The sequence below is a fragment of the Marinobacter sp. genome, from assembly GCF_039977835.1.
Taxonomy (GTDB): domain Bacteria; phylum Pseudomonadota; class Gammaproteobacteria; order Pseudomonadales; family Oleiphilaceae; genus Marinobacter.
In genome coordinates this window covers 1-25,047 of sequence record NZ_JBDWCL010000013.1, presented here as the reverse complement: position 1 = coordinate 25,047, position 25,047 = coordinate 1, and the positions used below count along the sequence as shown (strand labels likewise).

Here is a 25,047-nt window from a genome sequence, read left to right as displayed (position 1 = left end):
AGGCTTAGCCCACCAACATTTTCTTCGCCAACGGCAGTCCCTTGAAGCCACTGACTGCCACGGTGGCGAGTAAGCCGCCTATCATCGCCCCCGCCACTCCACAGGTCATCACATCCTGGCCGGTAAGGTACAGGCCGGGAATGCGGGTTTTGGGTTTCAGCCAGTCCTGTTCGAAGCGGTCCGGGGTGTGGTTCAGGCCGTAGATCTCGCCCTTACTGTAACGGCAGAAATAGTCCGTGGACAGGGACGTGGACAGCTCGTAGTAATCCACCTTGCCTTCCAGTTGCGGAAACTTCTCATACAGTTTGGCCAGCAGTCGCTGGGCATAGGCTTCCTTCTTCGCTTCATACTCCGCTCCGCGCTTGCCCCAGGTTTCATCTGCCCAGTCTTCATACCAGTCGTAGGGTCCTGGGGCAACGATCTCGATAGTGGCGCGGCCGGGGTAGCGTGCGGCAAAGCTTGGGTCTTTGGCGGACGGGAAGGAAATGTACGTCAATGGAATATCCGTCTCATCCGGCGTGGCCATAAAATCGCTGACCTGCTTCTCGTAATCGGCACCCGGATAGATCCAGTAGTTGGTTTTGGGCAGTCCCAGGTTTTCGGCAGTATCCTGCAGTCCGATGTAGAGGCAGTTGCTGGCCATGGAGCGTTCCACGGTTTTCAGCTTTTGCTGGTAATAGTCCCGGTGTGGCGCGGGTACCGGCAGCAGCTTGTCAAAAGTGTTGAAGACGCCGGCGTTGCTGATCACTAGCGGGGCGCGAACGTCTGTGCCGTCGGTCATGTGCACACCCACGGCTTTGCCTTTCTCGATCAGGATTTCCTGCACATCGGCGTAGGTAAATACCTCGCCGCCGCTCTGCTGGATAACGGGAATGATGGTCTTGGCCATTTCCGACGCACCGCCGACGGGGTAGTAACCGCCGTAGAGATAGTGGCGCGCAATCAGGGCGTGAATGATAAAGCTGGATTCCGCCGGCGGTAGGCCGTTGTCGCCCCATTGACCAGTAAGCACGGCAATCAGCTCCTGGTTACCGGTCAGGCCTTCCAGTACCTCACGGGTAGGCCGGTTCAGGAACGAAGGCGCAGAGCGGTTAACCAGTTTGCGCAGGGGGCCGGCTGCGAGGTCAGGCAACACCTTGCCAATCACCAGACCGGGCATGGCCTTTGCCACTCGCTTCAGGTAATCAAGATAGGTGTCGATGGCTGCCTCCTCACCGGGGAAGGCTTTTTTCAGCTCTGCTTTGAAATTGTCCGGCCCGGCGACCAGGTCCACATGGCGGTCGCCAATGAAGATGCGGTCAAAATGGCTGTCCATGGGCGCCCACTTCAACTGGCCGTCGGTGATGTGGTCAAACAGGCGCTTGGTCAGGGTGTGATCTGCACCGACATCACCGATGTAGTGAACGCCTACATCCCATTCGTACCCATTACGGTCGTAGCTGTGGGTGAAGCCGCCGGCGGTGTAATGCTGCTCGAATACCACCACTTTTTTGCCCAGTTTGCTCATGCAGGCGGCGGTAGCCAGCCCGCCGATGCCGGAGCCGATCACGATGGCGTCGTAGGGACCGTTCAGGCGATTGGCGCGGTAACGATGGCCGACACGGATGGTGCTGGGTTTGGGGCTGCTCATGGTGAGGTGTCCTTGAGTTGTTGCTCGTTATTTGCAAGTGAGCCTTCCAGCAAAAGGGTAACAACGCCTTCTGCAAGATGCGGTTCAGCTTTGGCACTGGGCAGGTGGCCATCAATGGTGAGTTGCGCAAGCCCGTGTACCAGTGACCAGGCGGCAGCGGTCATCAGAGATAGGGGAATGGGCTTCACGTAACCCACCTGCTGGGCCCGGGCAATGGTGTCTTCCAGCACCTGGAACGCGATTTTGCCGGCCACATCCAGGCGAGGATGAACGCCTCGGGGTAACACCCGACCGCCAAACATCAGCCGGTAAAGGTTGGGTTCGTCCTGTGCAAAAGATACGTACACCAGGCCAATATCTACCAATGCCAGCCGCGGGCTGGACTGATCCACCGTCTGCAGGCGCTCCCGCAGGGACTCAAAACCGCTAATGGCCAGTTCTGCCAGCAGGCTTTCCCGGTCGATAAAGTGCCGGTATAAGGCCGGAGCGCTGACTCCGAGCTGCTTTGCCAGAGCACGCAGGCTGATGGCAGCGTCGCCATGTTCCCGCAGGGTTTCCAGGGCTAGTTGGTGCGCTTGATGAGGCAAATCGCCATGGTGATAGGTGGCTTTCAGTGGGGTTGGATTTCGGGGCATAAGTTATCACCTGTAACATTGTTACAGGTGATAACATCACGATATAGGGCGGTTTGTCAAATGAATTGTTTGGGTGGTTATTCGGCCGTAATCGTCGCCATCACCAGCTTGCCATCTTTACGGATCGGGCCGTCTTCTTTCGCTCCCAGGGTGTATTCGAAGATACCGGTTTTCATGCCGCCGTCTTCGCTGTGAACCATGAGCATCAACATATCACCGGAGGCAACGTCCTCGGTGAGTATGGCAGCCACATCCATGTTCTTGCCTTTCTTGAGCGGGGCATGGCCCACCACGGGACCGGGTTTCATGGCTTCATCGGTGCGGTGTATCACCAGCCAGCCGTTCTTTTCGGCCATCACTTTTTTGGCAGTGACGGTGCCATCAGCAACAGCCTGGTTGTCGCCCCACACGCCAACTGTCGAATGGTTGCCCGCGAGGGCAACGCTGGAGGTCAGAGCGGTGGAAACCAGGGTGGCGGTCAGAAATGCTGTGATCTTTGCGTGCTTGCTCATTGCCTTCTCCTTGTAGTCGATTTTCCCCATCCATTTGGTTGTTTTAAGATGGGCTACAAGAGGCTACGGGCGAGACGATCATATAGTTGCAGTCACTGAAAGATTATTTTCAGAAACCGCCAGGGCGTGCCGTCAGGGAGATTACCCGACGCTCCGTAAGATTGACGGGCGGTTCAAGCACCTCCGGGTAGTGTTCTTCCACCAGGTTGCCAATGAGCCCGGAACGGCTGGCTTCCGGCAACAGTTTACTCAGGAGGCGGTGCAGATCGGCTTCCTCGGGGGAGATGTAGAGCACGTGGTCCGTGTCGTACACCAGGACCAGATTCTGCTCAACATCCAGTTTGGGATGTTCTTGCCATTCCTTGGCCATTTCCTGGGCCCCTCTTGGGAGGTAGTCAATCCCCCGGTTGCCAAAAGCCAACATGTCGTAAAGGCGTCGCCAGTCCCCCGGCACCCCGTATACAGGGAGATTATTCGCCAGCCAGATCCCGTAATCACGCCATGATATCCCCATGCCGGCCATAAGGCCCAAGGCACGGAAATCCTCGAGGGTTTCTACATCGTTGTAGCGATGCTGTTCATCCCTGGGAATGAAGAGAATGCGCTGGTTCATCAGGTTGTCGGTCATGGCCACCTCCACGGGCAGGAAGTGCTCGCTGCGGTGGGGTGTTTGACCCAGCATCATGGCGGTGATCTGTCCATCTTCCAGCATCCGTTCCATGCGTGTCATCGGCACGTTCGATACCTTTATGATTTCAACCTCATAGCCCTCCGCTTCAAGTACCTGGGTCAGCAGGTCCGAGAGGTAGTTGAACTCATTAATGCCGCCAAGCCTCAGTGTCAGGCGCTCACCGGCAGTGGCAGGCATGATCATCATGCAGACGGCTATCACTGCAAGCGCACTACACCAAAGGTATTGCTGGATGGATGTGATATTGGGGGACGTCAAAGGATACCTGAATTACTGATACGCAAGGTGATGCTTCAAGCCTAGCTGAGGGCATGTCCGGCGGCAACCTGATTCGAGCGCAATCATCACTGGCTGGCTTTTCGCCAGCGCACCGGGGGCAAGCCTGTCCAGCGCCTGAAGGCCCGATAGAAGGTACTTACTTCCGAGAAACCCAGTGACTCCGCGATCTCCGGCAAGGAGGCGCTGGTGTCAGCCACCGCCTGTAATGCCCGTTCCCTGCGTAGGTCGTCCACCAGGCCATCGAAGGTCTGCCCCTGTTGCCGGAGCCGCCGTGCCAGTGTGCGCTCACTGATGCCCAAGGCTTCCGCCGCTTCTGCACGGCGCGGCAAAACCGGGCCCAGCCGGGCAGCCAGCCACCGACGTATTTCCGGAACGGATGCACTGTTCATGGAAAGTGCGGCCAGGCGGGCCTTGGTGTAGCGCGTGTGCACCTGTGCCAGTTGCGGATCTGCCTGGGGCAGGGGCTGATCGAGAACGGCGTTATCCATCAGTACTCCGCTGAACGCCTGCTCGAATTCGACCGGGCAATGGAAGGCGGCCTGGTACCCCTGCAACGGGCCCAGCCGGGGCTGGCTGAACTGTACTTTCGACGGCCGCATCCGGGTCCCGGTTACCCAACTGGCAAAGCCGACCACCGCGGCCAGTACCGCTTCGATCTGGTGGGGGCTGAAGGCCAGCTTTCCCTGCCGTGGGTGATAAACCAGCCAGGTGGCAGATTCACCGGCAAGCACCTGGAAACGGCCACCATCGGAAATCAGTCGCTGGAACCGCTGAACCATCACCACAGCCTCACGCAGGGTGGCGGCAGACTGCAGGGCAAAGCCCACGCCACTGATGCTCATCGGGGTGAATTCCGCGCCTACTTTCAAGCCAAAGCCGGGGTCGCCGGTGCAGCGCTGTGCTGCATGCCACAGCCGCGTAATGTCATCGATGGGCCAGCGCTCTTGTTCCTGCGCGGCTGCAGGTATGCCAGCCGTAGCCAGCAGGGTGTCCGCGCTCACCGACAGGCGTTCCGCTGCCCCAACAACCGTATTCACCCAGCCAAGGGAAACGGTGGCCTCTAAAGTCAATTTCACTGGCCTCTGAAGTCAATTTGTAAGCCATGGTACCGGTATATCTTGGAGCCTGACAACATCGCTTTATCAATCTCGGGTGGGCGTTATGGCCAAGGTGGTTGCTTCAGACATTCTTGTGGTTGGCGGAGGGTTGGCGGGTATCGTTGCTGCTCTTGAAGCCCTGCGAGCCGGTAAGACGGTCACCCTCGCGGACCGGGATACCGCTGAGCGCATGGGCGGCCTGGCTCTATGGGCCTTTGGCGGCATGATGCTGGTAGGTACACCCCTGCAACAACGCATGAAGATAGCGGATTCCCCGGAGATTGCCATGGAGGACTGGCTAAGCTTTGGTGAGCTGGCCCCCAACGACGAATGGCCTCTTCAGTGGGCCCGCTACTACGTTGAGCATTCCCGCACTGAGGTCTACGACTGGCTGAGCAAAGAAGGGATTAAGTTCCTGCCTGCCGTCAACTGGGTGGAGCGTGGCCGCTTCGGTGACGGTAACCGTGTGCCCCGCTATCACGTGATCTGGGGTACCGCCCGGGAGCTGGTTCGTTGCCTGCTCGAGGCACTCCACCGTGAAAACAGCGCCGGCAAGCTTACTGTTCTGCACCAGCACCGGATCGTTGCACTGGACCACGAAGGCGGCAAACTCACCGGCGCCCTGGCAATCAATGAGGCAAACCGCGAAGAAGTCCGGCTGACGGCATCAGCGGTAGTGTTGGCCACAGGTGGCGTCAACGGCAGCCATGACGAGTGTCTTGCCAACTGGCCCACCGATCGCCCCCGGCCTGCCAGCATGCTCAACGGCGCACATCCTTATGCGGACGGCTATCTGCATCACTGGGTTGCTGATTGGCTGGGTGGCCAGATAACCCACGCCGGGGAGATGTGGAATTACGCAGCCGGTTTCCCGCATCCGTACCCGCATTTTCCCGGCCATGGGCTGTCCACCATTCCCTGCAAGTCCGCCCTGTGGCTGAACCACCGGGGCGAGCGCATCGGCCCGGAACCTCTGGTGACCGGGTTCGATACTCACTGGCTGTGCCAGCGTGTGGCCGAGCAGGAAAAGCCCTGGACCTGGCACCTGCTCAACTGGCGTATCGCCGCCAAAGAGTTTGCCATTTCCGGTGCCGAGCACAATGCCCGCATCAGGGACAAACAATTCCCCCTGTTTGTGAAAGAACTATTGCTGGGTAATCACCCGCTTGTTCGCCAGATGCAGCGTGAAAGCCGTGACTTCCTGGTGGCGGATACCCTGAAAGACCTGGCCGGGAAAATGAACGCCCTGACCTGTTCCCATGACATCGACGCAGCCACACTCCAGGCCACCGCCGATGCCTTCGATACCAACTTTACTGCCGGTACTCAGTTGCACAATGACCCGCAGATCCGTCTGATCCAGCACGCCCGGGAATGGAAACCGGACCGACTGCGTACCTGCAAGCCAGCCCCGCTGCAGAAGCCCGGTGCCGGGCCCTACATTGCCACTCGCATGCAACTGATCACCCGCAAAAGCCTGGGTGGCCTGCAAACCGACCTGCAAAGCCGGGTGCTCGATGCCAGGGGCGTTCCCGTGGAAGGCCTATACTGCGTGGGAGAAGCGGCCGGCTTTGGTGGCGGTGGCGCCAACGGCAAACGTTCCCTTGAAGGCACCTTCCTGCCCGGCTGCATCATGACCGCACGGGCAGCGGTGCGATCCATTGTTGCAGGAGGCTGATGCCCATGAACCCCAAGTATGGTTACCCGGCCACCGCCGAAGACTACCGTGAAAAGGCCCGGGCGCGCTTGCCCGGATTTCTGTTCGATTACCTGGACGGCGGCGCGACCAATGAGCAGACCCTCCGTGCCAACGAAGCCGATTGGGCAAACATACCGCTGCGCCAACGGGTTCTGGTCAATGTCGATCGGGTAGATACGCAAGCCACCCTGGCCGGGCAGGCCTGCGCCATGCCGGTGGTGCTGGCGCCCCTGGGGCTGGCTGGCATGATGGCGCAGCGCGGCGAGGTACAGGCGGTGCGTGCTGCCAACGCTGCCCGCATTCCCTTTACCCTCTCCACCGTTGGCATTTGCCCGGTGGAGGAAGTGCAGGCTGCCGCCACAGAGGCCGCCTGGTTCCAGCTCTACATGATTCGCGACCGCGCCCGGGTCAAAGCCCTGCTGGAAAAAGCCTGGGGCGCCGGTTGCCGCACACTGGTGTTTACCGTGGATTTGCCCCTGCCGGGCATGCGCCATCGGGACTTCCGCAACGGCCTGGCCAGCACCGGCCCGCGTTCCAAACTACTGAAGATCCAGCAACTGCTGTCACGCCCGGGCTGGTTATGGAAGGTCGCCGTGCGCGGTGGCCCTCTCAGCTTTGGCAACCTCAGTGATGCACTACCGGATGCAGGCAATCTTGATGCCTTCAAAGAGTGGATTGATACCCAGTTTGATCCCACGGTCACCTGGGAAGACATTGAATGGATACGTGAGCACTGGCAGGGCAAGTTACTGCTGAAAGGCATCCTGGACGTGGAGGATGCCCACCGGGCTGTTCAGGTCGGAGCGGACGGCATCGTGGTATCCAACCACGGCGGTCGACAGCTGGACGGCGTTGCCTCTGGCGCAGGCAAGCTGCCGGCCATTGTCGACGCTGTGGGCTCGCAGACAGAAATTCTCGTGGATGGCGGTGTTCGCAGCGGAACGGACGTGTTTCGCGCCCTGGCCCTGGGCGCCCGCGGCGTGATGATCGGCCGCCCCTGGGCGTATGCACTGGCCGGCGGCGGTGAAGCCGGGCTGACAAGATTGCTGGCAAGCTGGCAGCAGGAGTTGCGGCTGGCCATGACCCTGACGGGCGTCACCCGAATTGCCGATATAGGCACCGACCAACTCGACAGACCCCATAAACCTGAACTCCCGAAGGCTGGAGAATAACAATGACAAACGGCGCACAAGCTCTGATGAAAACCCTGGTGGATGCCGGTGTGGAAGTCTGCTTCAGCAACCCCGGCACCAGTGAAATGCACTTTGTGGCAGCACTGGACGACGAGCCCAGAATGCGTGCCGTGCTCGCGCTGTTCGAAGGCGTGGCCACCGGCGCCGCGGATGGCTATGCCCGCATGGCCGACAAGCCCGCTGCCACGCTGCTACACCTGGGCTGCGGACTGGGCAACGGGCTGGCGAACCTGCACAACGCCCGTAAAGGCAAGGTTCCGGTAGTGAACATCGTCGGCGATCATGCCACCTACCACGTGAAATACGATGCCCAGTTGCAGTCGGATATCGAAACCGTGGCCCGCAACGTATCCCCGGGGTTTGTTCGCACGGCCAGGAGCACAGAAACGCTGTGCCAGGACGCCGCCGAGGCCATCGCTGCGGCACGCACCGCACCTGGTCAGGTCGCTACTCTGATTCTGCCTGCCGACGTGTCCTGGGGGGAGGGCGGTGATCCCAGTGCACCTCTGGCGCCACCCGCACCGGCACTTGCCGATGATGCCACCGTGGAAGCCATCGCCGCCGCCATCCGCTCCGGTAAGAAAACGGCCCTGCTGATGGGCGGGCATTCGTTGCGGGAGTCCAGCCTGCTGGCGGCGGCGAAGCTTGCTGCTCATAGTGGGGTTATATTAATGGCCGAAACCTTCCCGACCCGCATGGAACGGGGTGCAGGCCTGCCACCGGTTGAGCGTCTGGCGTATCTGGCGGAACTGGCCACCGTACAACTAACGGATATTGAACACCTCATCCTGGTTGACGCCAAGGCACCGGTTTCCTTCTTCGCCTATCCGGGCAAGCAGAGCTATCTGGTACCGGACACCTGTGAAGTCCACACGCTTGTGACGCCAGATCAGGACATCACCGGCAGCCTGAACAAACTCAACGAAGCCCTCGGCGCCAGCCAGGCCGACCCCAGGCTGCAGCCGGCCAAAAGACCCGATCGACCGAGAGGGAAGCTCACTGCGGAAAAGGTCTGCAAGGCGGTCGGCCACCTGATGCCCGACAACGCCATCATCGTCGACGAAGGCATCACTTCCAGCCTTATGCTCTCAGTCATGACTGAAGGCGCGCCAAGGCACGATCTCATCACTCTCACCGGTGGTGCCATCGGCCAGGGCCTCCCCAACGCCGTGGGTGCTGCGGTTGCCTGTCCCGACCGGCCAGTACTGGCGCTGATCGGCGACGGCACCGCCATGTACACCATTCAGGCGCTGTGGACCATGGCACGGGAGCAGCTCAACGTTACTACCCTCATCTTCAACAACGCCTCTTATTCCGTGCTGAGTATCGAACTGGACCGGGTCGGAGCGGAGAAGGCGGGCACCAAGGCCAAGTCCCAGCTTGACCTTCGGGGGCCGGTGCTCAACTTCGCCGAAATGGCCCAGGGTATGGGCGTGCACGGAGTGAGCGTAGACACCGCCGAAGACATGGCAAAAGCCATGGAGTATGCCCTCAGCATGCCGGGGCCGCACCTGATCGAAGTGATGATTCCGGAGTCACTGAGCGGCGTTAAACGCAGGATACTGCCGTGGATGCTGCGCGCGCTGCCAAGCCTGCCGCTGTCGGTTACCAAGGCATTGAAGCGGAAATTGGCTCCTTGACCTAGACCTACAAATCCTGCTTTTCAGGATTTGTAGGTTTGCTGGGCGCCCCTCGAAAACCAACTGAATCAAGTTCGGAGACCCGTATCAGCGCTATCCGCCACTCATTAGTGTCCACATAATTTACACATATTGCTTTTTTCAGTTTTTGAAATTTGCAATATCGTTATAATTCAGTATCTTATAATTTTGGTTCTATATTTGCTTATACCTCTGTGCATTAATTCAAAAAGCAGAGAGAGCATTACGATGATCAAACGTATTACATCGGTATTTTTCCTGGCCTCAACCATTTCCCTGACCGCCAATGCAAGCCTAATTGGAGATACTGTTCGTGTGGGGCATCATAATCCTGGCGAGGTTCTCGGGACCGACATCACGATTGGCAGTGGAGAGACATTTGCTCCAGGGTATACTCCCGATAATCCACTCTATGTAGCCAGCTTTACGGGCAATTCCGTACTTGTCGATTATCAGCTTTCGGAAACCTATAACAGCCGCTCGTTTAATGGCCTGGTTGTATCCGGCATTGACTCAATCCTGACGGACTTCAATATATCGACCAACTTCGTTGGCTGGGACGACAATAACTTCGCCTTCGCAGAGGGCGTTTTGTCGTTTAACTGGAGTGGTTTGTCATTTACAAATGAAACTTACTTTGATGTGAGCTTCAGCACCCAGCCTGTAAGCGTTCCTGAGCCAGCTACACTAGCCCTGTTTGGCTTGGGTTTGGCCGGTATTGGCCTTTCCAGAAGGAAAAAAGCTGCGTAATAGGCATACGAGCCCTGGTCTGATCCGGGGCTCTGTTATTTACGGAAAGCCCATCCGCTTAATCCGAATGTCACTCAGGCCAGATTGGCGGCCACTCCCCATTGCGCTCCGCAAACCGCTCGATCGGCTCACTCTGATACCCGCTGTTGTAACGTGCTCTTACGCTCGCATGCACCCAGGTTCTGATCTCGTTCAGTGGAGGTATCTCCCGCACAAGTTTTCCCAGTAGACGGTATTTTCCCTTGTACTCGTCATGTTGGTCGGCGGTGCTGGGGGTGGTAGATGGCAGAGTGTTGTTAAAAACGAGCTTCTGCTTTATGGCTTCGTTCGCCATCCACAGCAGGGGGATATCGGCCAGAGTGCGGCCCTGTTTGTCCGGTCCATAGCCGCCACCGACATCGGAATGGGCCCCGGCGAACCATACTTGCTCAATATCGGTTCCGACTCGGGGTTCCCAGAGAGTTGGCTCGAAGTCTTCCCGGTGCTCATCCAGTGCGAGGGCGTGCCGTGCCGTCCTGATATTGCTGCCGATTTCGCGGTCGTAGAACAGATCCTGGTCCTTGATCAGGCCGAAAAAGGTAAAAGGTAAACCCAACGCGCCGACGGTGTCCCATACGCCAACGAACTCGATGGGTGTGCGTTCCTCCACGGCGAACTGGCGCTTCCACTTCATGGCGTGGTCACTGTTGGCTTTGTGCTTCTTGGTTTTATAGAGCCTGAACGCGTTCTGGATCAGGTAGGCATTTTCTTTTCGCAGAACACTGCAGTTGTTGATCATGCCGCATAGGCTGCGGGCGGTGTAGGCGCCCCGGCTGAAGCCGAACAGGAAAATATGATCTCCGGGTTCGTAGTTGTGAACCAGAAAGCGGTAACCGTCCATCACGTTCTTTTCGAGGCCGTGGCCGGTAGCACCGGCAAGGATCTCATCGTGATAGGAGCCAATACCCCAGTCGTAAAAAACCACCTGCTCAACGCCGTTGCTATCCGATGGGCGAATGGCTCGGGCGAACTGCAGAACGTTGGTGGGAAAGTCTTCGCCGATGTTTACTTCCGGCCGGTTCCAGGTGCCGTCAAAGCAGATCGCGATGCGTTTCATGTCGCTGACCTCCCGTTATCAGGGTCCCCTTATTACTATAGTCAATCCCACGGTCTGCGGGTCAGGTTGAAATCGACATTAGCGACTATTCTTATAAGAACGTTTTCCCTGAACGACACAACCCTGGACCTGGTTCTTTCATTCACCGCCCGAGTTACGAGGTGATTATGGACACTATGGAAAAACGCCCCCTGTACATACCCTATGCCGGACCCAGCCTGCTGGAGATGCCGCTGTTGAACAAGGGCAGTGCCTTCACCCAGAGAGAGCGCCTGGACTTCAACCTGATAGGCCTTCTGCCGCAGAACGTGGAGACCATCGAAGAGCAGTCGGAACGCGCCTACAGGCAGTATCAGCTATGCCAGACTGATCTCGACCGGCACATCACATTGCGGGCGATTCAGGACGATAACGAAACCCTGTTCTACTACCTGCTGGAAGATCATCTGGAGGAAATGCTTCCGATCATCTATACCCCGACCGTGGGCGAGGCGTGTGAGGAATTCTCCAACATCTACCGCAACCATCGTGGTCTGTTCGTGTCATACCCGGACAGAGAGCACATGGACTACCTGCTGCGCAGCGCCACCAAGGAAAAAGTAAAAGTTATCGTCGTCACCGACGGCGAGCGGATTCTGGGCCTGGGTGACCAGGGCATTGGCGGCATGGGGATTCCCATCGGAAAGTTGTCGCTGTACACCGCCTGTGGTGGTATCAGCCCCGCCAACACACTGCCCATCATGCTGGATGTGGGCACCAACAATCAGGCATTGCTGGATGACCCGATGTACATGGGATGGCGCCACAAGCGCATCGGCCAGAAAGAGTACGATGCCTTCGTCGCCGAATTCCTGGAGGCTGTGAAGCGCCGCTGGCCCAAGGTTCTGGTGCAGTTTGAGGACTTTGCCCAGAACAACGCGATGCGCCTGCTGAATCAATATCGGGAGACTGCCTGTTGCTTTAACGACGACATTCAGGGTACGGCTTCGGTTTGCCTGGCCACGCTGTTGGCCGCTTGTAAAACAAAGGACGAGAAGGTCAGTGAACAGACCGTCGTTTTTCTCGGCGCAGGATCTGCCGGCTGTGGCATCGCCGAACAGATCATCGTCGCCATGACCAACGAAGGCCTGTCCGAGCGGGAAGCACGGGAACGCATTTACATGGTCGACCGTGACGGCCTGTTGACCAGCGATATCAAAGGCTTGCAGGATTTCCAGACGGCCCTTGCCCAGGCTCCTGCGCGGATAAAAGACTGGTCGGGCCGGGAATTGCTCGATGTGGTGAATCAGGCGAAGCCCACGGTGCTGATCGGCGTCTCTGGCCAACATGGACTGTTTACCGAGGAAGTGATCAAAACAATGCATGCCGGCTGTTCTCAGCCGCTGGTAATGCCGCTATCGAACCCCACCTCCCGGGTGGAGGCCACGCCCGCTGACATTCTGGCCTGGACCAACGGTGACGCTCTGGTGGCCGCCGGCAGCCCGTTCAAGCCGGTGGAGCTCAACGGCAAAACCTACCCCATCGCCCAGTGCAACAACGCCTATATTTTCCCGGGCATTGGCCTCGGGGTTATCGCCGCCGGTGCCTCCGGGGTGACCGACACCATGCTGATGGCCGCGTCTGATGCCCTGGCCAGACAGGCACCCATCGTCCAGCAGACCGGCGAGCGGCTGTTGCCAGACCTGGCCCGTATTCAGGAAATCAGCCGCAACATCGCCTTCGATGTGGCGCGCCAGGCGCAGGAAGACGGCGTGGTCGCCCTGCGCTCCGATGACGACACCCTCCGCCGGACCATCGAGCGCAATTTCTGGCGCCCGCAGTACCGGCGTTACATCAGGCGTTCAATCTAAAGCCACGTCAGGCCAATGCTGATAACAATGCCGGTAATGATCAGCAGCATCAGGCAGTAGCCCATGATGTCCTTGGCTTTCAGGCCGGCAATCGCCAGCACGGGCAGGGCCCAGAAGGGCTGCAGCAGGTTGGTCCAGGCGTCACCCCAGGCAACAGCCATGGCGATTCTGGGAATATCGGCTCCCAGCTCCTGCGCTGCTGGCAGCATAACCGGGGCCTGCACCGCCCACTGGCCGCCGCCGGAAGGTACAAAGATGTTCACCAGCCCCGCGCTGATAAAGCTCCAGAAGGGCAGGCTTTCCGCACTCGCAATGGAAACGAAACCGCTGGAAATGCTGGCAGCCAGGCCGGAGGCTGTCATAACCCCCATTATGCCGGCGTAGAAGGGGAACTGGATAACAATCCCCGAGCCTCCTTTCACGGCCTGGTTCAGGCTGTCCAGCAGGCGTTTCGGTGTCTGGTGCAGGATGATCGCAAGGAACAGGAACATGAAGTTCACGATATTCAGGTTCAGACCGCCGCCATCAATGAAATACTGGAAGATGAAGGCGATGCCGCTGAACCCGATCAGCCATGCCAGTGTCCTGCTATTTTCGACATGGTCCGCCGGGCGGTTGATGACCACGGCTGTGTCTGGCTCGTCGTCCAGGACCTCCGGGTCGGCATAGACACTTTCCCTTTCCTCGGGCAGCATCAGCCGGTTCACCAATGGCACGATTATGAACAGGGCGATCACGATGGCCAGGTTGAAGAACGCGAAAATGGTGTCCCCGGTACCAATGACGCCAATCACATCTTCCGTGAAGTGACCATCGGTGGCGATAACCAGAGGAATGGAGCCGGCCAGCCCGCCATGCCACACGATGAAGCCGGAATAAGCACTGGCGATCAGGAGCGGATAGTGAACACGAATCTGGCGCGCCAGAGCCTTGGCGAACAATGCGCCGACCACCAGGCCAAACCCCCAGTTGATCCAGCTGGCGATCAGCGCCACGAAGGTCACCAGAATGATCGCCTGCCCCGGGGTACTGGCGAGGGATGCAATCCGGTTCAGAATGCCGCGAACCAGCGGTGTGCTGGCCAGCATGAAGCCGGTGACCAGTACCAGCAGCATCTGCATGGAGAAGGTCAGCAGGTTCCAGAAACCATCGCCCCACATTTCAATCACCGCCATCGGGCCATGGCCCTCAAAGACCATGGCCGCAATGAACGACAGCAGGGTGAGGATGATCACGAACAGGTAGGGGTCTGGAAGATACTTGTCCACCAGGCTGACCAGGGGTTTCGATGCCCTATCTAACATAGCGTTCTCCACTGTTATTATTGAATCCTACTCAGCTTAGCAACCGATGCGGAAAACGCACTGCCGATACAGTCAGGGCGCCAGTATTAACCCCGACGTGCTGCCTCAATAGCTGCGATGTCGATCTTTCCCATTGTCATCATGGTCTCGAATGCCCGCCCGGCGGCTGCCGGGTCGGGATCAGCTATCGCTTCCATTAATGCTGCCGGCGTAATCTGCCAGGACACGCCCCACTTGTCCCGACACCAGCCGCACGCGCTTTCTTCGCCGCCGTTCTTGACGATCGCGTTCCAATAGCGATCGGTCTCGTCCTGGTCGTAGGTGGCAACCTGGAACGAAAACGCCTCGCTGTGAGTAAACGCAGAGCCGCCGTTGAGCCCAAGGCAAGGGATGCCCATAACGGTGAACTCCACGGTCAAGACATCCCCTTTGGAGCCGGCTGGATAGTCCCCGGGTGCGTGATGCACTGCATCAACCGATGAATCAGGAAAAGTCTCGGCATAGAAATGCGCAGCCTCTTCGGCATCGCCGTTATACCAGAGGCAGATAGTGTTTTTTGCTCGCCGGCTCATGGTATGTCCCCCTGATGTTGTCACTTACTGGCACTGCTCAATTTCGTTGCTGATCATCCACTGAATGCCAAAGCGGTCCGTGGTCATTCCGAACCGGTTTGCCCAGAAAGTCTGTTCAAAAGGCATGATCACCAAACCCTCTTCGGACAGTGCACGGAAAACACGTTCCGCCTGTTCGGTATCTTCATACTCAAGGTGGATCTGGGCACCCTGCGGCGGCTGGTAGCAGTCTCCCGCCATATCGGCCCCCATGAGCCGGCGGCCGCGAATATTCAGGGAAGAATGCACCACGCGGTCATGCATCTCTGCCGGCACATCTTCTGCCGCTGGTGTTTCCCCATAGGTAATCACCGCTTCCAGGTTGCCTCCGGTCACCTCAGCATAGAATTCCATGGCTTCCCGGCAGTTGCCTCCAAAAGCCACATGCACATTCATCTCTTGCGGCAGTTTTTGCTGGGCACGATGTTTATCCAGCGCCGGGGTGGGTTCGAAATCCTCGAGGGTGAAATAGCGGCGGAGTTCAAGAGTGACATTGCCGCCCGCATCCTCCCTGGGCCACTGTTTCGCCCAGTCTATGGCGTCTTCCAGGGAATCCACCTCGAGCACGCTGTAGCCGGCCAGCAGCTCGTTGGTATTGTCGAAGGGCCCGCTGATAACGGTCGGTTCGCCGTTGCGGAACTGGATACGGCAACCCTCGCTGGTGGGCCGCACGCCATCGCCACCGACGAAAACGCCGGCCTGGGTCATACGTTCATTGTAGTCCGCCATCGCACCCAGGATATCTTCTGAGGGCAGTACTCCGTTCTCGGTGTCGGCATCGGCCTTGCGCATCAGCATGTATTTCATATCGTCGCTCTCCAGTGATTGTTGGTGATTTCACTGGTAAGTCGTTCAGGATTGTTTGAAATCGACAGCGGGGAGGAAAATTTTTGGGTGGGGGGATCCTGCAATCCATGGCAGTACAAAACATTGGCAGGACCATCGTGCTTATCGGTAGCGGTTGGCTCAATCAGCAGTGACGGCATGCGGCTGAAAGGGAAGAACAGCGTTGGGTCACGCCGCAGGCTGGCATTGACTTCAGCGCAGGCAAACCGGGCCGGCTCGGCAACAAACATCGCCGCCATCAGATCGAAAGGGTAGAAACCCTCCCGGCCAATATCAGTCTGCCAGTACCGCAGCCAGGGCTGTGTGCGGTCGGCCACCCAGCGGCCACCTTCTCCCTGGGAGGCGATACTGGCCAGGTCCTGTTCATCAATTTCCACCTTGCGGGCAGCCTCATAGGGGAGAAGAATCAGTGGAATATCCTGTTCGAGGATCACACGCACTGCATCCGGATCCTGAGCCACATTGAAATCCCGGAAAACCGGCCCGTGACCGAGCAGGGTGCCTTCGCCACTGCCTTCGGCGGGATGGAAAATGTGCCCCGGCCGGCGGCCCATCACCGCGATGATCTGCTCAACCCTGTCCCGAAGATCCGGCCGCGCCTGCAGTGCAGCCGCGATATTGGTCAATGGGCCAAGGGCCACAATGGTCAGCTTTTCAGCGTACAGTGCGCCAATCAGCGCTCGCTCCGCGTCGGTTTCCCCGTTGGGCATTTTCGTCAGGGATGCGCCTGCACCCCGGTATATCGGCACCGGGTCGTGCTGCGGCTGCAGCCTGGATACCAGGGCCCGAGCGGTGGTATCGGCGGTTTCCAGCGGCGCATTTCCGAAGACGGTAGATACACCAGTGATGGCCACGTCGGTCTTGCGGATCAGGTGCCAGATAGCAAGACAGTCATCCGGATCAACCCGGGCACCTTCCCCGCAGGCAGGATCTGTATCCACCCATATTCGGTCGGGCGCGGCTGGCAGGTCAGAGGGCGCGAGCACCGGTAGAGGTTCAGAGAACTGCTGGCCGGTTCTCCAGGTTTCCACCGGCAGGGCAAGCGTCAGGCCGAACAATGCCAGCAATCCGCCCAGACCCCATGCCGTTCGCGCCAGTATCCGTCGAAATCTGTTATTCATGCCCGCTCCTCTCATTTTTTGCGTTTCAGAGGGCATCGCAGCAATATATTTTCTAGTGGTCGTACGCAATAGACCCTTGCCGACACCTCAACCGGTGCTTCCCATCTCAGCGAATGCTTCAGTTATGGTCGGTGGAGACGTGGGACGCGCATTTCCTGACCCTCCGATAGGCAGAGACTGTTTGTTGGCTCTGTTCCCTGTCTAGTCGGATTGGAACATGTTAAATCGACACCGCGTTGGAGTGGGTCTTTCAGTCCGTATGCAGCTCCCGAACGGCCTGGGCAAACAGCCCTGCAACAGGAAGGGTAGTGATCTGGCTTTGTTCATCCGGTGCTCGTTGCGGTGTCACGCTGTCTGTAATAAACAGCTGATCCATCGCCCCCGCGCGGTAAAGCTGCTCCGAACCGGGCCCGAACAGGGCATGGGTGATCACTCCGAAAACCCGGGTGGCGCCCTTGTTCTTGCAGGCCTCGGCAGCGCGCAACAGGGTGGTGCCGGTGGCCACCATGTCGTCGACGATGATAGCAACCTTGCCGGTCATATCCCCGACCACGGCATCACCGGTTACCTCGCCGTCTCTGCGGTGCTTTTCCAGGAAGGCGGTGGGTGGCTGTTCGCCGGCGGTTTCCGCCCAGGCGTCCCGGAACAGATCCACACGCTTGGTGCCACCGGCGTCGGGGGAAACGATAACCACCGGTTCGCTGCCCGCACGGTCCATAAGAGAGTTGACGAACAGGCTATGGGCATCCAGGTGCATGGTGCGGCACCGGAAGGCGTTGTCGAAGGCACCACGGTTGTGAACTTCCAGTGCCACCACGCAGTCCACCCCCATGGCTTCGAACAGTTGCGCCACGTAGCGCGTGGTGACTGGGTCCTGGCTTTTGCCACGGCGGTCCTTGCGGGCATAGGCCAGATACGGCAACAGAGCAGTGACGCGTTCCGCTCCTGCGTCTTTTACCGTCGCGACGAAAAACAGCAGGCGCAGCAACTTGTCGTTAACGCTCAGGGTTTCCTCGCCAAACAGGGAGTGGAGAACGTAAACGTCCCGGCCCCTTACACTCTCCAGTGGCCGGGACTTGTGTTCGCCGTCATCGAAATTGCGATCCTCATGGGCGGCCAGGCTGATGCCGAGCTCTGAGGCCACGGCATGGCCAAAGGCCTGGCTACCTTCCAGGGCAAAGAGAACCGGCTTGCTGCTCATATCGTGTCCTTGATGATGTTTGTTGGGTGCGCGCCGTCGCGGAAGCGCCGGATAAAGCCCTCGGAGTTTTCGATTGGCCGTGTCATCCGCAAAGTGAAGCATGGCCAAAGATTGCTGACAAGCGTTGAATCAGGCGCTCCGCTTACGCGGGATGGGCTTCCTCGGTGGCAGTGGTGTGAGCAGGGGCTTTGATGTCATGGTTGTAGAGGGCCGCAATCAGGTCGGACTGAGTGACCATGCCGACAAGTCGGCGCTCATGATTGATCACAGGAATATGATGAAGCCCCCTGTCAGACAGCAGCGGTACCAGGGCAGCGATGTGATCGGTATCGCGCGCGGCGAATACGTCTGTTGCCATAATCTGGCCAACCACCTCCGGCTTGTCCGAGCGGGCAAAAGGCGACGTTTTACGAAGAAACGCCTGAACGTCTTCCGCAAAGGTGCGGTACGTCTTGAGATTGGCGCGCTGCAGGAAATCCACCAGTGAAACCACGCCGATAATCCGGTGGGCCTTGTCCACCACTGGAAGAATCTTGACCTTGTGGTAACGCAATAAGGCCCAGGCCTCTTCCAGCCCGGTGCCGTATTCGATGGTGATCAGGTCGGTGGACATGATGTCTGCGCAGGTCACTTCCCCCATCCGGCGTTTGTAAGCAATGCTCTGCGCCATGCTGTAGAGCTGGTTCAGGTCCTGTTCACTGACATCCAGGAAGGAAGAGTACTCGCCCAGTGCCTGGTGCAGGTCGTCAGGGCGAATGCCCAGGCGTTTCATCGGGCTCAGGTCGTTATGCTTGTGCACAGGGTCGTGTTCCGTTACTGGTCGCGCGGGGTACGGCTTCCGAAGCCAGTAACGGTTGAGCAGAATGGCGATCCCCAGCATGGCCAGCACGTTCAGGCCGACAGGGTAGAGCACGAAGTCATAGCCCAACGGCTGGTCGCCGGCAGCGATAACAGGCACCAGAGCCGCCGCTCCGCCAGGAGGATGCACGCACTCGAATATGTACATCACAAACAGGCTGACGCCGACCGTAGCAGCCGCCGCCAACGCAAGATCCGGCACCCACTGTGCGCAGACCACGCCGATGGTGGCGGGCACAAGATGACCTCCGACAAAACACCAGGGCTGGGCGAGCGGGCTGTTAGACAGCGCGAACAGTAGAATCGCCGAGGCACCCATAGAGGCAACCAGCACCGGCCAGTGGGGTGTGGATGAAAACTGCTGGCTGATCAGGATAACGGCGAGTATGGCAATGGATGCCGCAATGCCAATCTTGAGCCGCTCCGTCAGCGGGGCAGCGGCGAGCGATTGGCCGCCATGGGGCCCGATTCCTATAAGCTGCTCAAACCTGAGGAGGAGGGACCGCCCGCCCGTCCGGTTTTCTGTTTTGTCTGGCATAGCTGATCAATTGTGTTGGCCGGGGCCCGGACTCGGAGTGGATTCTGCGTGCTCTAAATTGGTGCGGCATCATACACCAATACGCCACGGAAAGAAGCACCAGCCCAGCGATACAATTCTCACCCGGCCTCCAACGCCTCCGCTGGCCCGAAGAACTCGTAATGGACCTGGTTCGCAGGAATACGAAGCTCTTTAGTAATCTTCCATACCGACTGCATGAAAGGTTTTGGCCCCAGGAAATAGAGATCTACGTCGTGATCGTTCGGCAGCAGCCCGGACAGGGTCTCTGCGTTGATCAAACCTTCGCCATGTGCAGTGTCACCCGGCAGCGGTTCACTATAGATATAGTGCTGCCGGACATTCTCATGCTGCTCTGCCATTTCGTCGACATGGCGCCGAAAGGCGTGAACACGGCTGTTCAGGGCGCAATGAATGAAGTGGATTTCGCGGTCGCTGATGGCTGTGGCCTCCAGCATGCTGATGGCGGGTGTGATACCCACGCCTGCCGTCAGGAGCACCAGTGGCCGGGAGTGGTCTCGCAATGTGAACTCGCCGGATGGTGGTAGCAGGTCCAGTTCACACCCCACTTCTACATGGTCGTGAAGGTAATTCGAGGCAACGCCACCAGGTTCACGTTTAACACTTATGCGGTAGTGGCCGGCTCCGGGTTCACAGGAAAGCGAGTAGGTGCGCCGCAGTGGCTGGCCGCCGGCCTCCATCAGCACAGTGAGGTACTGCCCCGGGTGAAAATCCATGATCTGGGCGCCATCGACCGGCTCGAAGTAAAAGGAACAGACCACCTCGCTTTCGTGCTCCTTCCGTACCACGCGGAATCTGCGTGGGCCACGCCACCCGCCGGGCTGGGCTTCTTTGGCCTGATAAACCTCCTCCTCAGCATCAATAAGCATGTTTGCAAGATGCTGGTACGCCTCGGCCCAGGCAGTGACTACGCCTTCGGTAGCCGCCTTCCCCAGCACTTCCCTGATGGCTTCCAGCAGGCATTCACCTACAAGCGGGTAGTGTTCCGGACGAATATCCAGGGCGACGTGTTTCTGTATGATCGTTGGCAGTGCATCGGCCAGGGCATCCAGCTGGTCGATGTGTGAGGCGTAAGCCAGAACGCTGTTGGCCAGTGCGCGAGGCTGGGTGCCCTGAACCTGATTAGCCTGGTTGAAGTACGCAGTTACTTCCGGGTACCTCTGAAACAGGATTTCGTAAAACCGGGTTGTCACTTTTTCGCCATGCTGCTGTAGCGCGGGAACGGTTGCTTTAACCGTGGTAATAGTCTCCGCTGATAACATATAACACCTCTCTTGTAACACCGCTCTCGAATCAAATGATTCCTGCCGCAGAATCAACATTGTTTCTGTCGTTCAACCGCGGGCCAACGCAGGCCGGCAGAAGTATCCGAAGGGGGCGCAAGGTAACACAGTTAAAAGTCATTTAATATACATCTATAAAGGGGGGGGTAACTTCGGTCCACAGCGAAGCATTCGCATTAAACTAAGTCGCACAATAGGCCTTCAAAGCAACGGTGCAGGAGGCTTCCAATGCGCATAGTTTGTGTCATTCGCTATCAGATAGATCCCTTCCAGAAAGAGCGTTTTAAAATCTATGCCGAAAACTGGGGCGACATCATTCCGCGTTGCGGCGGTGACCTGATCGGCTATTTCTTGCCCTCAGAAGGCACGAACGATATAGCCTGGGGCCTGATCGGGTTCGATTCTCTTGCAAGCTACGAGGAGTATCGCCATCGCCTGAAGGCGGATGAGGCCGGGAAAAGGAACTTTGCGCTCGCTGAATCCCAGCGTTTCATCCTGCGGGAGGAACGCAGCTTTGTGGAAGTAGTTGAAGGTGCTCTGAATAAACCCTCAACACTTTGTCGTTCTGGCTTTGCAAAGGAGGCTTAATATGTTGGCAGTGATATTTGAGTTGGAGCCGCGCTCGGGGAAAACCGCCCAGTATCTTGATGAAGCAGCCGGGTTGGCCCCACTGTTAGAGCAAATAGAAGGCTTCATATCCGTTGAGCGTTTCGAAAGCCTCGTGCACCCTGGCCGGGTGCTGTCTCTGTCATTCTGGCGAGATGAAGCTGCTATAGAACGATGGCGGAACATGGAGGCTCATCGTCATGCCCAAGTTAAGGGACGAAACGAGATTTTCTCCGATTATCGATTGAGAGTGGCAGAAGTTGTGCGAGATTATGGGCTTTCTGACCGAACAGCCGCGCCCAAAGATTCAAAGGCTCACCATAACCCGTGAATACTAACGAAATTGCCCGAATCGCGTCATTAGTGGGAGTTCCCGCCCGCACTACCATCTTGCTGGCACTGATGGATGGCCGGGCATATACCGCCCATGAGCTGGCGAGAATCGGAGGGGTTACTCCTCAGACCGCCAGTGGTCATCTATCGCTTCTGGTCGAGGCGGGGCTACTGGTTTTTCTGAAACAGGGACGGCATCGCTATCACCGCCTGGCGTCCCAAGAAGTGGCGGCAATGCTGGAGGGTATCATGCAGGTCGCCGCCTTAGGTCGGAAAACGCCAAGGATTGAGACTGGCCCTCGCAATCCCGGAATGAGACGGGCAAGAATGTGTTATGACCACGTTGGTGGTCGCCTGGGTGTTGCTATTGCAGACCATTTGGTGGCCGAGCAAGCCATTATGCTTGAACCTGATGTCGGGGTTCTTACAGACCGGCTCCAGACAGTGTTGGCGCCTATTGAATTGTCGTTCGACCAAACCCATGCTGCCAGCTCCCTCCCATTGTGTCGCCCATGTCTTGACTGGGGTGAGCGTCGGTTCCATATAGCTGGCCCTTTGGGGCAGCGCATCTGCAATCACCTGCTAGATAATGACTATCTGCGACGGCGTGAGGCAGGCCGGGAACTGAAAGTGACTGCCAAGGGTGCTACAGCCTTGTGCCATTGGCTGGGTGCGGAACGCTGGAGCGAGGTGTGATCGAGGTGTTGAACTCCGCGACACTATGCGGAAGGGTTGAAAGAAACCTCTCATGCCCTAAGGTGTAATTGTAGAGCACGATAAAACACCAGACATGGACAGCAACATACCAGTAGGAGACAGACAATGGTAAACACGCGCGAATGGAAGTCTGACCGGGAACAGTACGAGGCAGCCTGGGCCAAGTACCAGGACGTGGCGGAACGGATTGATGCCGCCTACGAAAGCCTCGACAGTGGTACCCAGGACCAGGCCCCCGCCCAGGAAGATCTGGCTGAGTTACAGGAAGCCTGGAAGGAACTGGAGACTGCCCGCGAGCGGCTTGGCAAATATATGAACCAGTTTCACGAGAACCAGATGACGCAGGGCAAGACGGTCCGCGGCTAGGCCGGACGGTTATCCGCCGTTACGAAAACGCCGGATAAAGTCCTCGGACTCAGCAATCGACTGCTCCATATTGCGAATCAGCGCATCCACGTCCTGGCGAATATTCACCAGCTCGTTCTCCAGCGAGCCGATCGCCTGGGCGTTCAGGTTGTGCTTGAGGTACAGCACCTGGTCCTGAAAGGCCTGCAGAACCGGGTCCATGCGCTCTTCCGCTTCGTGCATACGGCTGATCAGCTGGCTGTACTGGGTGCGGGTCTCATCAAGCTGCTGTTCGCTGCTGCGGCGCAGAGAGGCGCTTTCATATTCATCAAGCTCATCGTCCCATTCATCAAACAGGGCCTCAGCAACGTCTTCCACTTCTTCGATGCGCTCGCGAACATCTTCTGCGCTCGACTTGCTGTCTTCGTAGGCATCGCTGATTTCGGCGTACTGTTCCTTGAGCTCGGTATCCGGCGTGTCCACAACGCTCTGGAAGCGCTCCAGCGATGAGCGGAAGGTTTCCTGGGCTTCGTTCTGGCTGTCCCGCGCGTCCTCCACCCGGTCTACCAGAATGTCCCGCTTTTCAAACCCGAGCTTTTCCATGGTGTCGTAATACAGGGATGAGCACCCGCCAAGAAGCGTGACACCGATCAGCAAAAGCCCCAGCCGACGGGCACCGGTAAGCGTTATTGAACGGGCAGTGGCAGGGTTGGACATAAGGTGGTCTCCGGTTGGCATGTGTGAGCGGCTCTGGGAAGTGAAGCATGACGGGGAGGCGCTGACAAGCATGGATGCGCATCGACAATCAGAGCTTGGCTGTTCTACGCAATCCCGGGCAGTGCAATGTCACAAATTCCTCATTACTTCTGCGGTGTGGGCATCCATCGGGAAGAAGGTTTCGATAACCATTTCAGAAAGGGAGATATCCACCGCCGTTCCAAACACCGTTGTCGTACTCAGAAAGGACAGTTTGCCCCTGGCGGTTTCCAGCTCGAACGGAACGGCAATTCCTGTCCTGGCAGGGGTGTCGTGCTCAGTGTAGTGGCGCGCCTCATCCGGCGCAGGATACGCCTCAATTTCCCCCAGCAGTTTTGCCAGTGCAGGGTCCGCCGTTAAATCAACCTGATGAGTCAGCCGGTCGACAACATGGGCCTTCCACTGCCTGTAATTCGCCACTCTGGGAGCTAACCCGTCGGGGTGCAGGCTCAGGCGCAGGACATTCACCGGGGGCGTCAGAAACGCAGGGTTCACACCCTCCAGAAGGAAGTACGCCGCCTCGTTCGCCAGCAGAAGGTTCCACTCCCGGTCCACCACCAGTGCAGGGTGGGGCTGGTGCCCCGAGATGATGAGTTCAACCGCATTTCGCGCGGCCGCCATGTCCGGCTCATCCAGTGACCGTTCGCAATACTCGGGCGCAAACCCCGCCAACGTCAGCAGCCGGTTGCGCTCCCGTGGTGTAATTTTCAGTTCATCGGCAAGGCGCAGCAGCATGCGCCGGCTTGGCGATGAGCGCCCGGATTCCACAAAACTGAGGTGACGCTGGGAGATATCCGCATCAACCGATAGTTCAAGCTGACTGAGGCGACGGCGTTGGCGCCAACTCCGAAGCAGATCACCGATTGAGACAATTGTATTTTCCATCGCTAAAAATTAGCACGCCCGTGGGGGTTGTTCTATTACCTCCCACGTAATCGACGCTAGTTGCCCGCGAGACATATGCTCACCTTGAACCGTCAACAACGAGTCAGACGACTTTCAAGGAGCACACCATGGATAATTCCCGTTCCCTGTTTTCCCAGAAAAACCTGTTGCTAGCAGATGCTGCCACCTGTCTGATGATGGGGTTATTGCTGACGTTTGGCGCTGGCTGGCTGGGTGAATTCCTTCATCTGCCACAAGCGTTGTTGTTCTACGCCGGGCTGATTCTTTTCCCCATCGCCTTCTTCATGGTCTTTGTCGCCACAAGAGGCTTCATTCCCGCTGCTGGCGTGCAGTTCATCATTATCGGCAATGTAGATACCATCTGTCCTGACGATCTGCAATGAGCTCACGCAGCCCATTGCGGGTCGTACCGGGTTTGGTGTTTAAGCACACCATAAGCGATCTGAACCAGCTTTCTCATCGCGGCCCCAAGTGCGCTCATCTTTGACTT

The 25,047-nt window shown here is 58.1% G+C and carries 24 protein-coding genes and 2 pseudogenes; 10 read left to right on the top strand and 16 right to left on the bottom strand.

The features are described from left to right. Positions 1-4 precede the first annotated feature (4 nt). The 5 genes from ABJM11_RS05335 to ABJM11_RS05315 form a co-directional block, all read right to left on the bottom strand. Entirely contained in the window at positions 5-1,630 is a 1,626-nt protein-coding gene (locus ABJM11_RS05335; RefSeq protein WP_348295874.1) for an NAD(P)/FAD-dependent oxidoreductase, read from the bottom strand. Next, complete coding sequence (locus ABJM11_RS05330) at positions 1,627-2,265, bottom strand: TetR/AcrR family transcriptional regulator (RefSeq protein WP_348295873.1); 639 nt, start codon at positions 2,263-2,265, stop codon at positions 1,627-1,629. Before ABJM11_RS05330 ends, ABJM11_RS05335 begins: the two co-directional genes overlap by 4 nt. Before the next feature lie 77 nt (positions 2,266-2,342). Continuing rightward, positions 2,343-2,777, bottom strand: a complete 435-nt coding sequence (locus tag ABJM11_RS05325; RefSeq protein ID WP_348295872.1) for a hypothetical protein — start codon at positions 2,775-2,777, stop codon at positions 2,343-2,345. A 109-nt stretch (positions 2,778-2,886) separates the two neighbouring features. After that, the gene (locus ABJM11_RS05320) at positions 2,887-3,654 is read right to left on the bottom strand and encodes a hypothetical protein (RefSeq protein WP_348295871.1); all 768 of its coding nucleotides are present in this window, start codon (positions 3,652-3,654) and stop codon (positions 2,887-2,889) included. Between the two features lie 158 nt (positions 3,655-3,812). Beyond that, complete coding sequence (locus ABJM11_RS05315) at positions 3,813-4,823, bottom strand: AraC family transcriptional regulator ligand-binding domain-containing protein (RefSeq protein ID WP_348295870.1); 1,011 nt, start codon at positions 4,821-4,823, stop codon at positions 3,813-3,815. Positions 4,824-4,908: 85 nt separating this feature from the next. On the opposite strand from ABJM11_RS05315, the gene ABJM11_RS05310 reads away from it, so the two are divergent. The 4 genes and pseudogenes from ABJM11_RS05310 to ABJM11_RS22465 form a co-directional block, all read left to right on the top strand. Next, complete coding sequence (locus tag ABJM11_RS05310) at positions 4,909-6,522, top strand: FAD-dependent oxidoreductase (protein ID WP_348295869.1); 1,614 nt, start codon at positions 4,909-4,911, stop codon at positions 6,520-6,522. A gap of 5 nt (positions 6,523-6,527) precedes the next feature. After that, the gene (locus tag ABJM11_RS05305; RefSeq protein WP_407069966.1) at positions 6,528-7,715 is read left to right on the top strand and encodes an L-lactate dehydrogenase; all 1,188 of its coding nucleotides are present in this window, start codon (positions 6,528-6,530) and stop codon (positions 7,713-7,715) included. A 2-nt stretch (positions 7,716-7,717) separates the two neighbouring features. Then, positions 7,718-9,376, top strand: a complete 1,659-nt coding sequence (locus tag ABJM11_RS05300; RefSeq protein WP_348295867.1) for an acetolactate synthase large subunit — start codon at positions 7,718-7,720, stop codon at positions 9,374-9,376. 684 nt (positions 9,377-10,060) lie between these two features. Continuing rightward, positions 10,061-10,147 (top strand): annotated as a pseudogene (locus ABJM11_RS22465) (PEP-CTERM sorting domain-containing protein); the annotation flags it as partial. Between the two features lie 70 nt (positions 10,148-10,217). On the opposite strand, the gene ABJM11_RS05290 reads toward ABJM11_RS22465, so the two are convergent. Beyond that, positions 10,218-11,243: a DUF2235 domain-containing protein gene (locus ABJM11_RS05290; protein ID WP_348295865.1), complete on the bottom strand. Its 1,026-nt coding sequence runs from the start codon at positions 11,241-11,243 to the stop codon at positions 10,218-10,220. 167 nt (positions 11,244-11,410) lie between these two features. Here ABJM11_RS05290 and ABJM11_RS05285 point away from each other — a divergent pair, with 167 nt between their 5' ends. Beyond that, positions 11,411-13,093 carry an NAD-dependent malic enzyme gene (locus tag ABJM11_RS05285; RefSeq protein ID WP_407069965.1) on the top strand — a complete coding sequence of 561 codons (1,683 nt, stop codon included), beginning with the start codon at positions 11,411-11,413 and terminating at the stop codon, positions 13,091-13,093. Here the strand turns inward: ABJM11_RS05285 and ABJM11_RS05280 are convergent. The 7 genes from ABJM11_RS05280 to hmpA form a co-directional block, all read right to left on the bottom strand. After that, positions 13,090-14,397 (bottom strand): short-chain fatty acid transporter, encoded by a 1,308-nt coding sequence (locus tag ABJM11_RS05280; protein ID WP_348295864.1) that lies wholly within the window; start codon positions 14,395-14,397, stop codon positions 13,090-13,092. The two genes, ABJM11_RS05285 and ABJM11_RS05280, sit on opposite strands and share 4 nt — an antisense overlap. 86 nt (positions 14,398-14,483) lie before the next feature. Beyond that, positions 14,484-14,969 carry a VOC family protein gene (locus tag ABJM11_RS05275; protein ID WP_348295863.1) on the bottom strand — a complete coding sequence of 162 codons (486 nt, stop codon included), beginning with the start codon at positions 14,967-14,969 and terminating at the stop codon, positions 14,484-14,486. Between the two features lie 24 nt (positions 14,970-14,993). Further along, positions 14,994-15,815 (bottom strand): YciI family protein, encoded by an 822-nt coding sequence (locus tag ABJM11_RS05270; RefSeq protein WP_348295862.1) that lies wholly within the window; start codon positions 15,813-15,815, stop codon positions 14,994-14,996. After that, positions 15,812-16,975 carry a nucleoside hydrolase gene (locus ABJM11_RS05265; RefSeq protein WP_348295861.1) on the bottom strand — a complete coding sequence of 388 codons (1,164 nt, stop codon included), beginning with the start codon at positions 16,973-16,975 and terminating at the stop codon, positions 15,812-15,814. Before ABJM11_RS05265 ends, ABJM11_RS05270 begins: the two co-directional genes overlap by 4 nt. A gap of 250 nt (positions 16,976-17,225) precedes the next feature. Next, positions 17,226-18,176, bottom strand: a complete 951-nt coding sequence (locus ABJM11_RS05260) for a ribose-phosphate diphosphokinase (protein ID WP_348295860.1) — start codon at positions 18,174-18,176, stop codon at positions 17,226-17,228. Between the two features lie 142 nt (positions 18,177-18,318). Further along, a complete protein-coding gene (locus tag ABJM11_RS05255; RefSeq protein WP_348295859.1) occupies positions 18,319-19,572 on the bottom strand; it encodes an HPP family protein in 1,254 nt (417 codons plus the stop codon). Positions 19,573-19,691: 119 nt separating this feature from the next. Continuing rightward, positions 19,692-20,873, bottom strand: coding sequence for an NO-inducible flavohemoprotein (gene hmpA / locus ABJM11_RS05250; RefSeq protein WP_348295858.1), 1,182 nt, complete (start codon positions 20,871-20,873; stop codon positions 19,692-19,694). A gap of 249 nt (positions 20,874-21,122) precedes the next feature. Here hmpA and ABJM11_RS05245 point away from each other — a divergent pair, with 249 nt between their 5' ends. The 4 genes from ABJM11_RS05245 to ABJM11_RS05230 all read left to right on the top strand — a co-directional run bounded on the left by ABJM11_RS05245 (position 21,123) and on the right by ABJM11_RS05230 (position 22,916). Then, positions 21,123-21,482, top strand: a complete 360-nt coding sequence (locus ABJM11_RS05245; RefSeq protein WP_348295857.1) for an NIPSNAP family protein — start codon at positions 21,123-21,125, stop codon at positions 21,480-21,482. A 1-nt stretch (position 21,483) separates the two neighbouring features. Then, positions 21,484-21,831, top strand: a complete 348-nt coding sequence (locus tag ABJM11_RS05240) for an antibiotic biosynthesis monooxygenase (RefSeq protein ID WP_348295856.1) — start codon at positions 21,484-21,486, stop codon at positions 21,829-21,831. Continuing rightward, on the top strand, positions 21,828-22,529 hold the full coding sequence (locus tag ABJM11_RS05235) for a helix-turn-helix transcriptional regulator (RefSeq protein ID WP_348295855.1): 702 nt from the start codon (positions 21,828-21,830) through the stop codon (positions 22,527-22,529). The genes ABJM11_RS05240 and ABJM11_RS05235 overlap by 4 nt, the downstream gene beginning before the upstream one ends. Positions 22,530-22,655: 126 nt before the next feature. Further along, on the top strand, positions 22,656-22,916 hold the full coding sequence (locus ABJM11_RS05230) for a hypothetical protein (RefSeq protein ID WP_348295854.1): 261 nt from the start codon (positions 22,656-22,658) through the stop codon (positions 22,914-22,916). A gap of 9 nt (positions 22,917-22,925) precedes the next feature. On the opposite strand, the gene ABJM11_RS05225 is transcribed toward ABJM11_RS05230, so the two are convergent. Then, positions 22,926-23,612: a DUF2959 domain-containing protein gene (locus ABJM11_RS05225; RefSeq protein WP_348295853.1), complete on the bottom strand. Its 687-nt coding sequence runs from the start codon at positions 23,610-23,612 to the stop codon at positions 22,926-22,928. 129 nt (positions 23,613-23,741) lie between these two features. Further along, the gene (locus ABJM11_RS05220; protein WP_348295852.1) at positions 23,742-24,536 is read right to left on the bottom strand and encodes a helix-turn-helix transcriptional regulator; all 795 of its coding nucleotides are present in this window, start codon (positions 24,534-24,536) and stop codon (positions 23,742-23,744) included. Between the two features lie 128 nt (positions 24,537-24,664). Between ABJM11_RS05220 and ABJM11_RS05215 the strand changes: the two genes are divergently transcribed. Next, positions 24,665-24,940, top strand: a complete 276-nt coding sequence (locus ABJM11_RS05215) for a hypothetical protein (RefSeq protein WP_348295851.1) — start codon at positions 24,665-24,667, stop codon at positions 24,938-24,940. A 2-nt stretch (positions 24,941-24,942) separates the two neighbouring features. Here ABJM11_RS05215 and ABJM11_RS05210 read toward each other — a convergent pair. Beyond that, positions 24,943-25,047, bottom strand: a pseudogene (locus ABJM11_RS05210) (IS110 family transposase); the annotation flags it as partial.

Bases quoted from the DNA above. Each gene is read 5' to 3' on its own strand.
- ABJM11_RS05335 (WP_348295874.1), bottom strand. From the start codon at position 1,630: ATGAGCAGCCCCAAACCCAGCACCATCCGTGTCGGCCATCGTTACCGC.
- ABJM11_RS05330 (WP_348295873.1), bottom strand. From the start codon at position 2,265: ATGCCCCGAAATCCAACCCCACTGAAAGCCACCTATCACCATGGCGAT.
- ABJM11_RS05325 (WP_348295872.1), bottom strand. From the start codon at position 2,777: ATGAGCAAGCACGCAAAGATCACAGCATTTCTGACCGCCACCCTGGTT.
- ABJM11_RS05320 (WP_348295871.1), bottom strand. From the start codon at position 3,654: ATGATGATCATGCCTGCCACTGCCGGTGAGCGCCTGACACTGAGGCTT.
- ABJM11_RS05310 (WP_348295869.1), top strand. From the start codon at position 4,909: ATGGCCAAGGTGGTTGCTTCAGACATTCTTGTGGTTGGCGGAGGGTTG.
- ABJM11_RS05305 (WP_407069966.1), top strand. From the start codon at position 6,528: ATGAACCCCAAGTATGGTTACCCGGCCACCGCCGAAGACTACCGTGAA.
- ABJM11_RS05300 (WP_348295867.1), top strand. From the start codon at position 7,718: ATGACAAACGGCGCACAAGCTCTGATGAAAACCCTGGTGGATGCCGGT.
- ABJM11_RS05290 (WP_348295865.1), bottom strand. From the start codon at position 11,243: ATGAAACGCATCGCGATCTGCTTTGACGGCACCTGGAACCGGCCGGAA.
- ABJM11_RS05285 (WP_407069965.1), top strand. From the start codon at position 11,411: ATGGACACTATGGAAAAACGCCCCCTGTACATACCCTATGCCGGACCC.
- ABJM11_RS05280 (WP_348295864.1), bottom strand. From the start codon at position 14,397: ATGTTAGATAGGGCATCGAAACCCCTGGTCAGCCTGGTGGACAAGTAT.
- ABJM11_RS05275 (WP_348295863.1), bottom strand. From the start codon at position 14,969: ATGAGCCGGCGAGCAAAAAACACTATCTGCCTCTGGTATAACGGCGAT.
- ABJM11_RS05270 (WP_348295862.1), bottom strand. From the start codon at position 15,815: ATGAAATACATGCTGATGCGCAAGGCCGATGCCGACACCGAGAACGGA.
- ABJM11_RS05265 (WP_348295861.1), bottom strand. From the start codon at position 16,975: ATGAATAACAGATTTCGACGGATACTGGCGCGAACGGCATGGGGTCTG.
- ABJM11_RS05260 (WP_348295860.1), bottom strand. From the start codon at position 18,176: ATGAGCAGCAAGCCGGTTCTCTTTGCCCTGGAAGGTAGCCAGGCCTTT.
- ABJM11_RS05255 (WP_348295859.1), bottom strand. From the start codon at position 19,572: ATGCCAGACAAAACAGAAAACCGGACGGGCGGGCGGTCCCTCCTCCTC.
- hmpA (WP_348295858.1), bottom strand. From the start codon at position 20,873: ATGTTATCAGCGGAGACTATTACCACGGTTAAAGCAACCGTTCCCGCG.
- ABJM11_RS05245 (WP_348295857.1), top strand. From the start codon at position 21,123: ATGCGCATAGTTTGTGTCATTCGCTATCAGATAGATCCCTTCCAGAAA.
- ABJM11_RS05240 (WP_348295856.1), top strand. From the start codon at position 21,484: ATGTTGGCAGTGATATTTGAGTTGGAGCCGCGCTCGGGGAAAACCGCC.
- ABJM11_RS05230 (WP_348295854.1), top strand. From the start codon at position 22,656: ATGGTAAACACGCGCGAATGGAAGTCTGACCGGGAACAGTACGAGGCA.
- ABJM11_RS05225 (WP_348295853.1), bottom strand. From the start codon at position 23,612: ATGTCCAACCCTGCCACTGCCCGTTCAATAACGCTTACCGGTGCCCGT.
- ABJM11_RS05220 (WP_348295852.1), bottom strand. From the start codon at position 24,536: ATGGAAAATACAATTGTCTCAATCGGTGATCTGCTTCGGAGTTGGCGC.
- ABJM11_RS05215 (WP_348295851.1), top strand. From the start codon at position 24,665: ATGGATAATTCCCGTTCCCTGTTTTCCCAGAAAAACCTGTTGCTAGCA.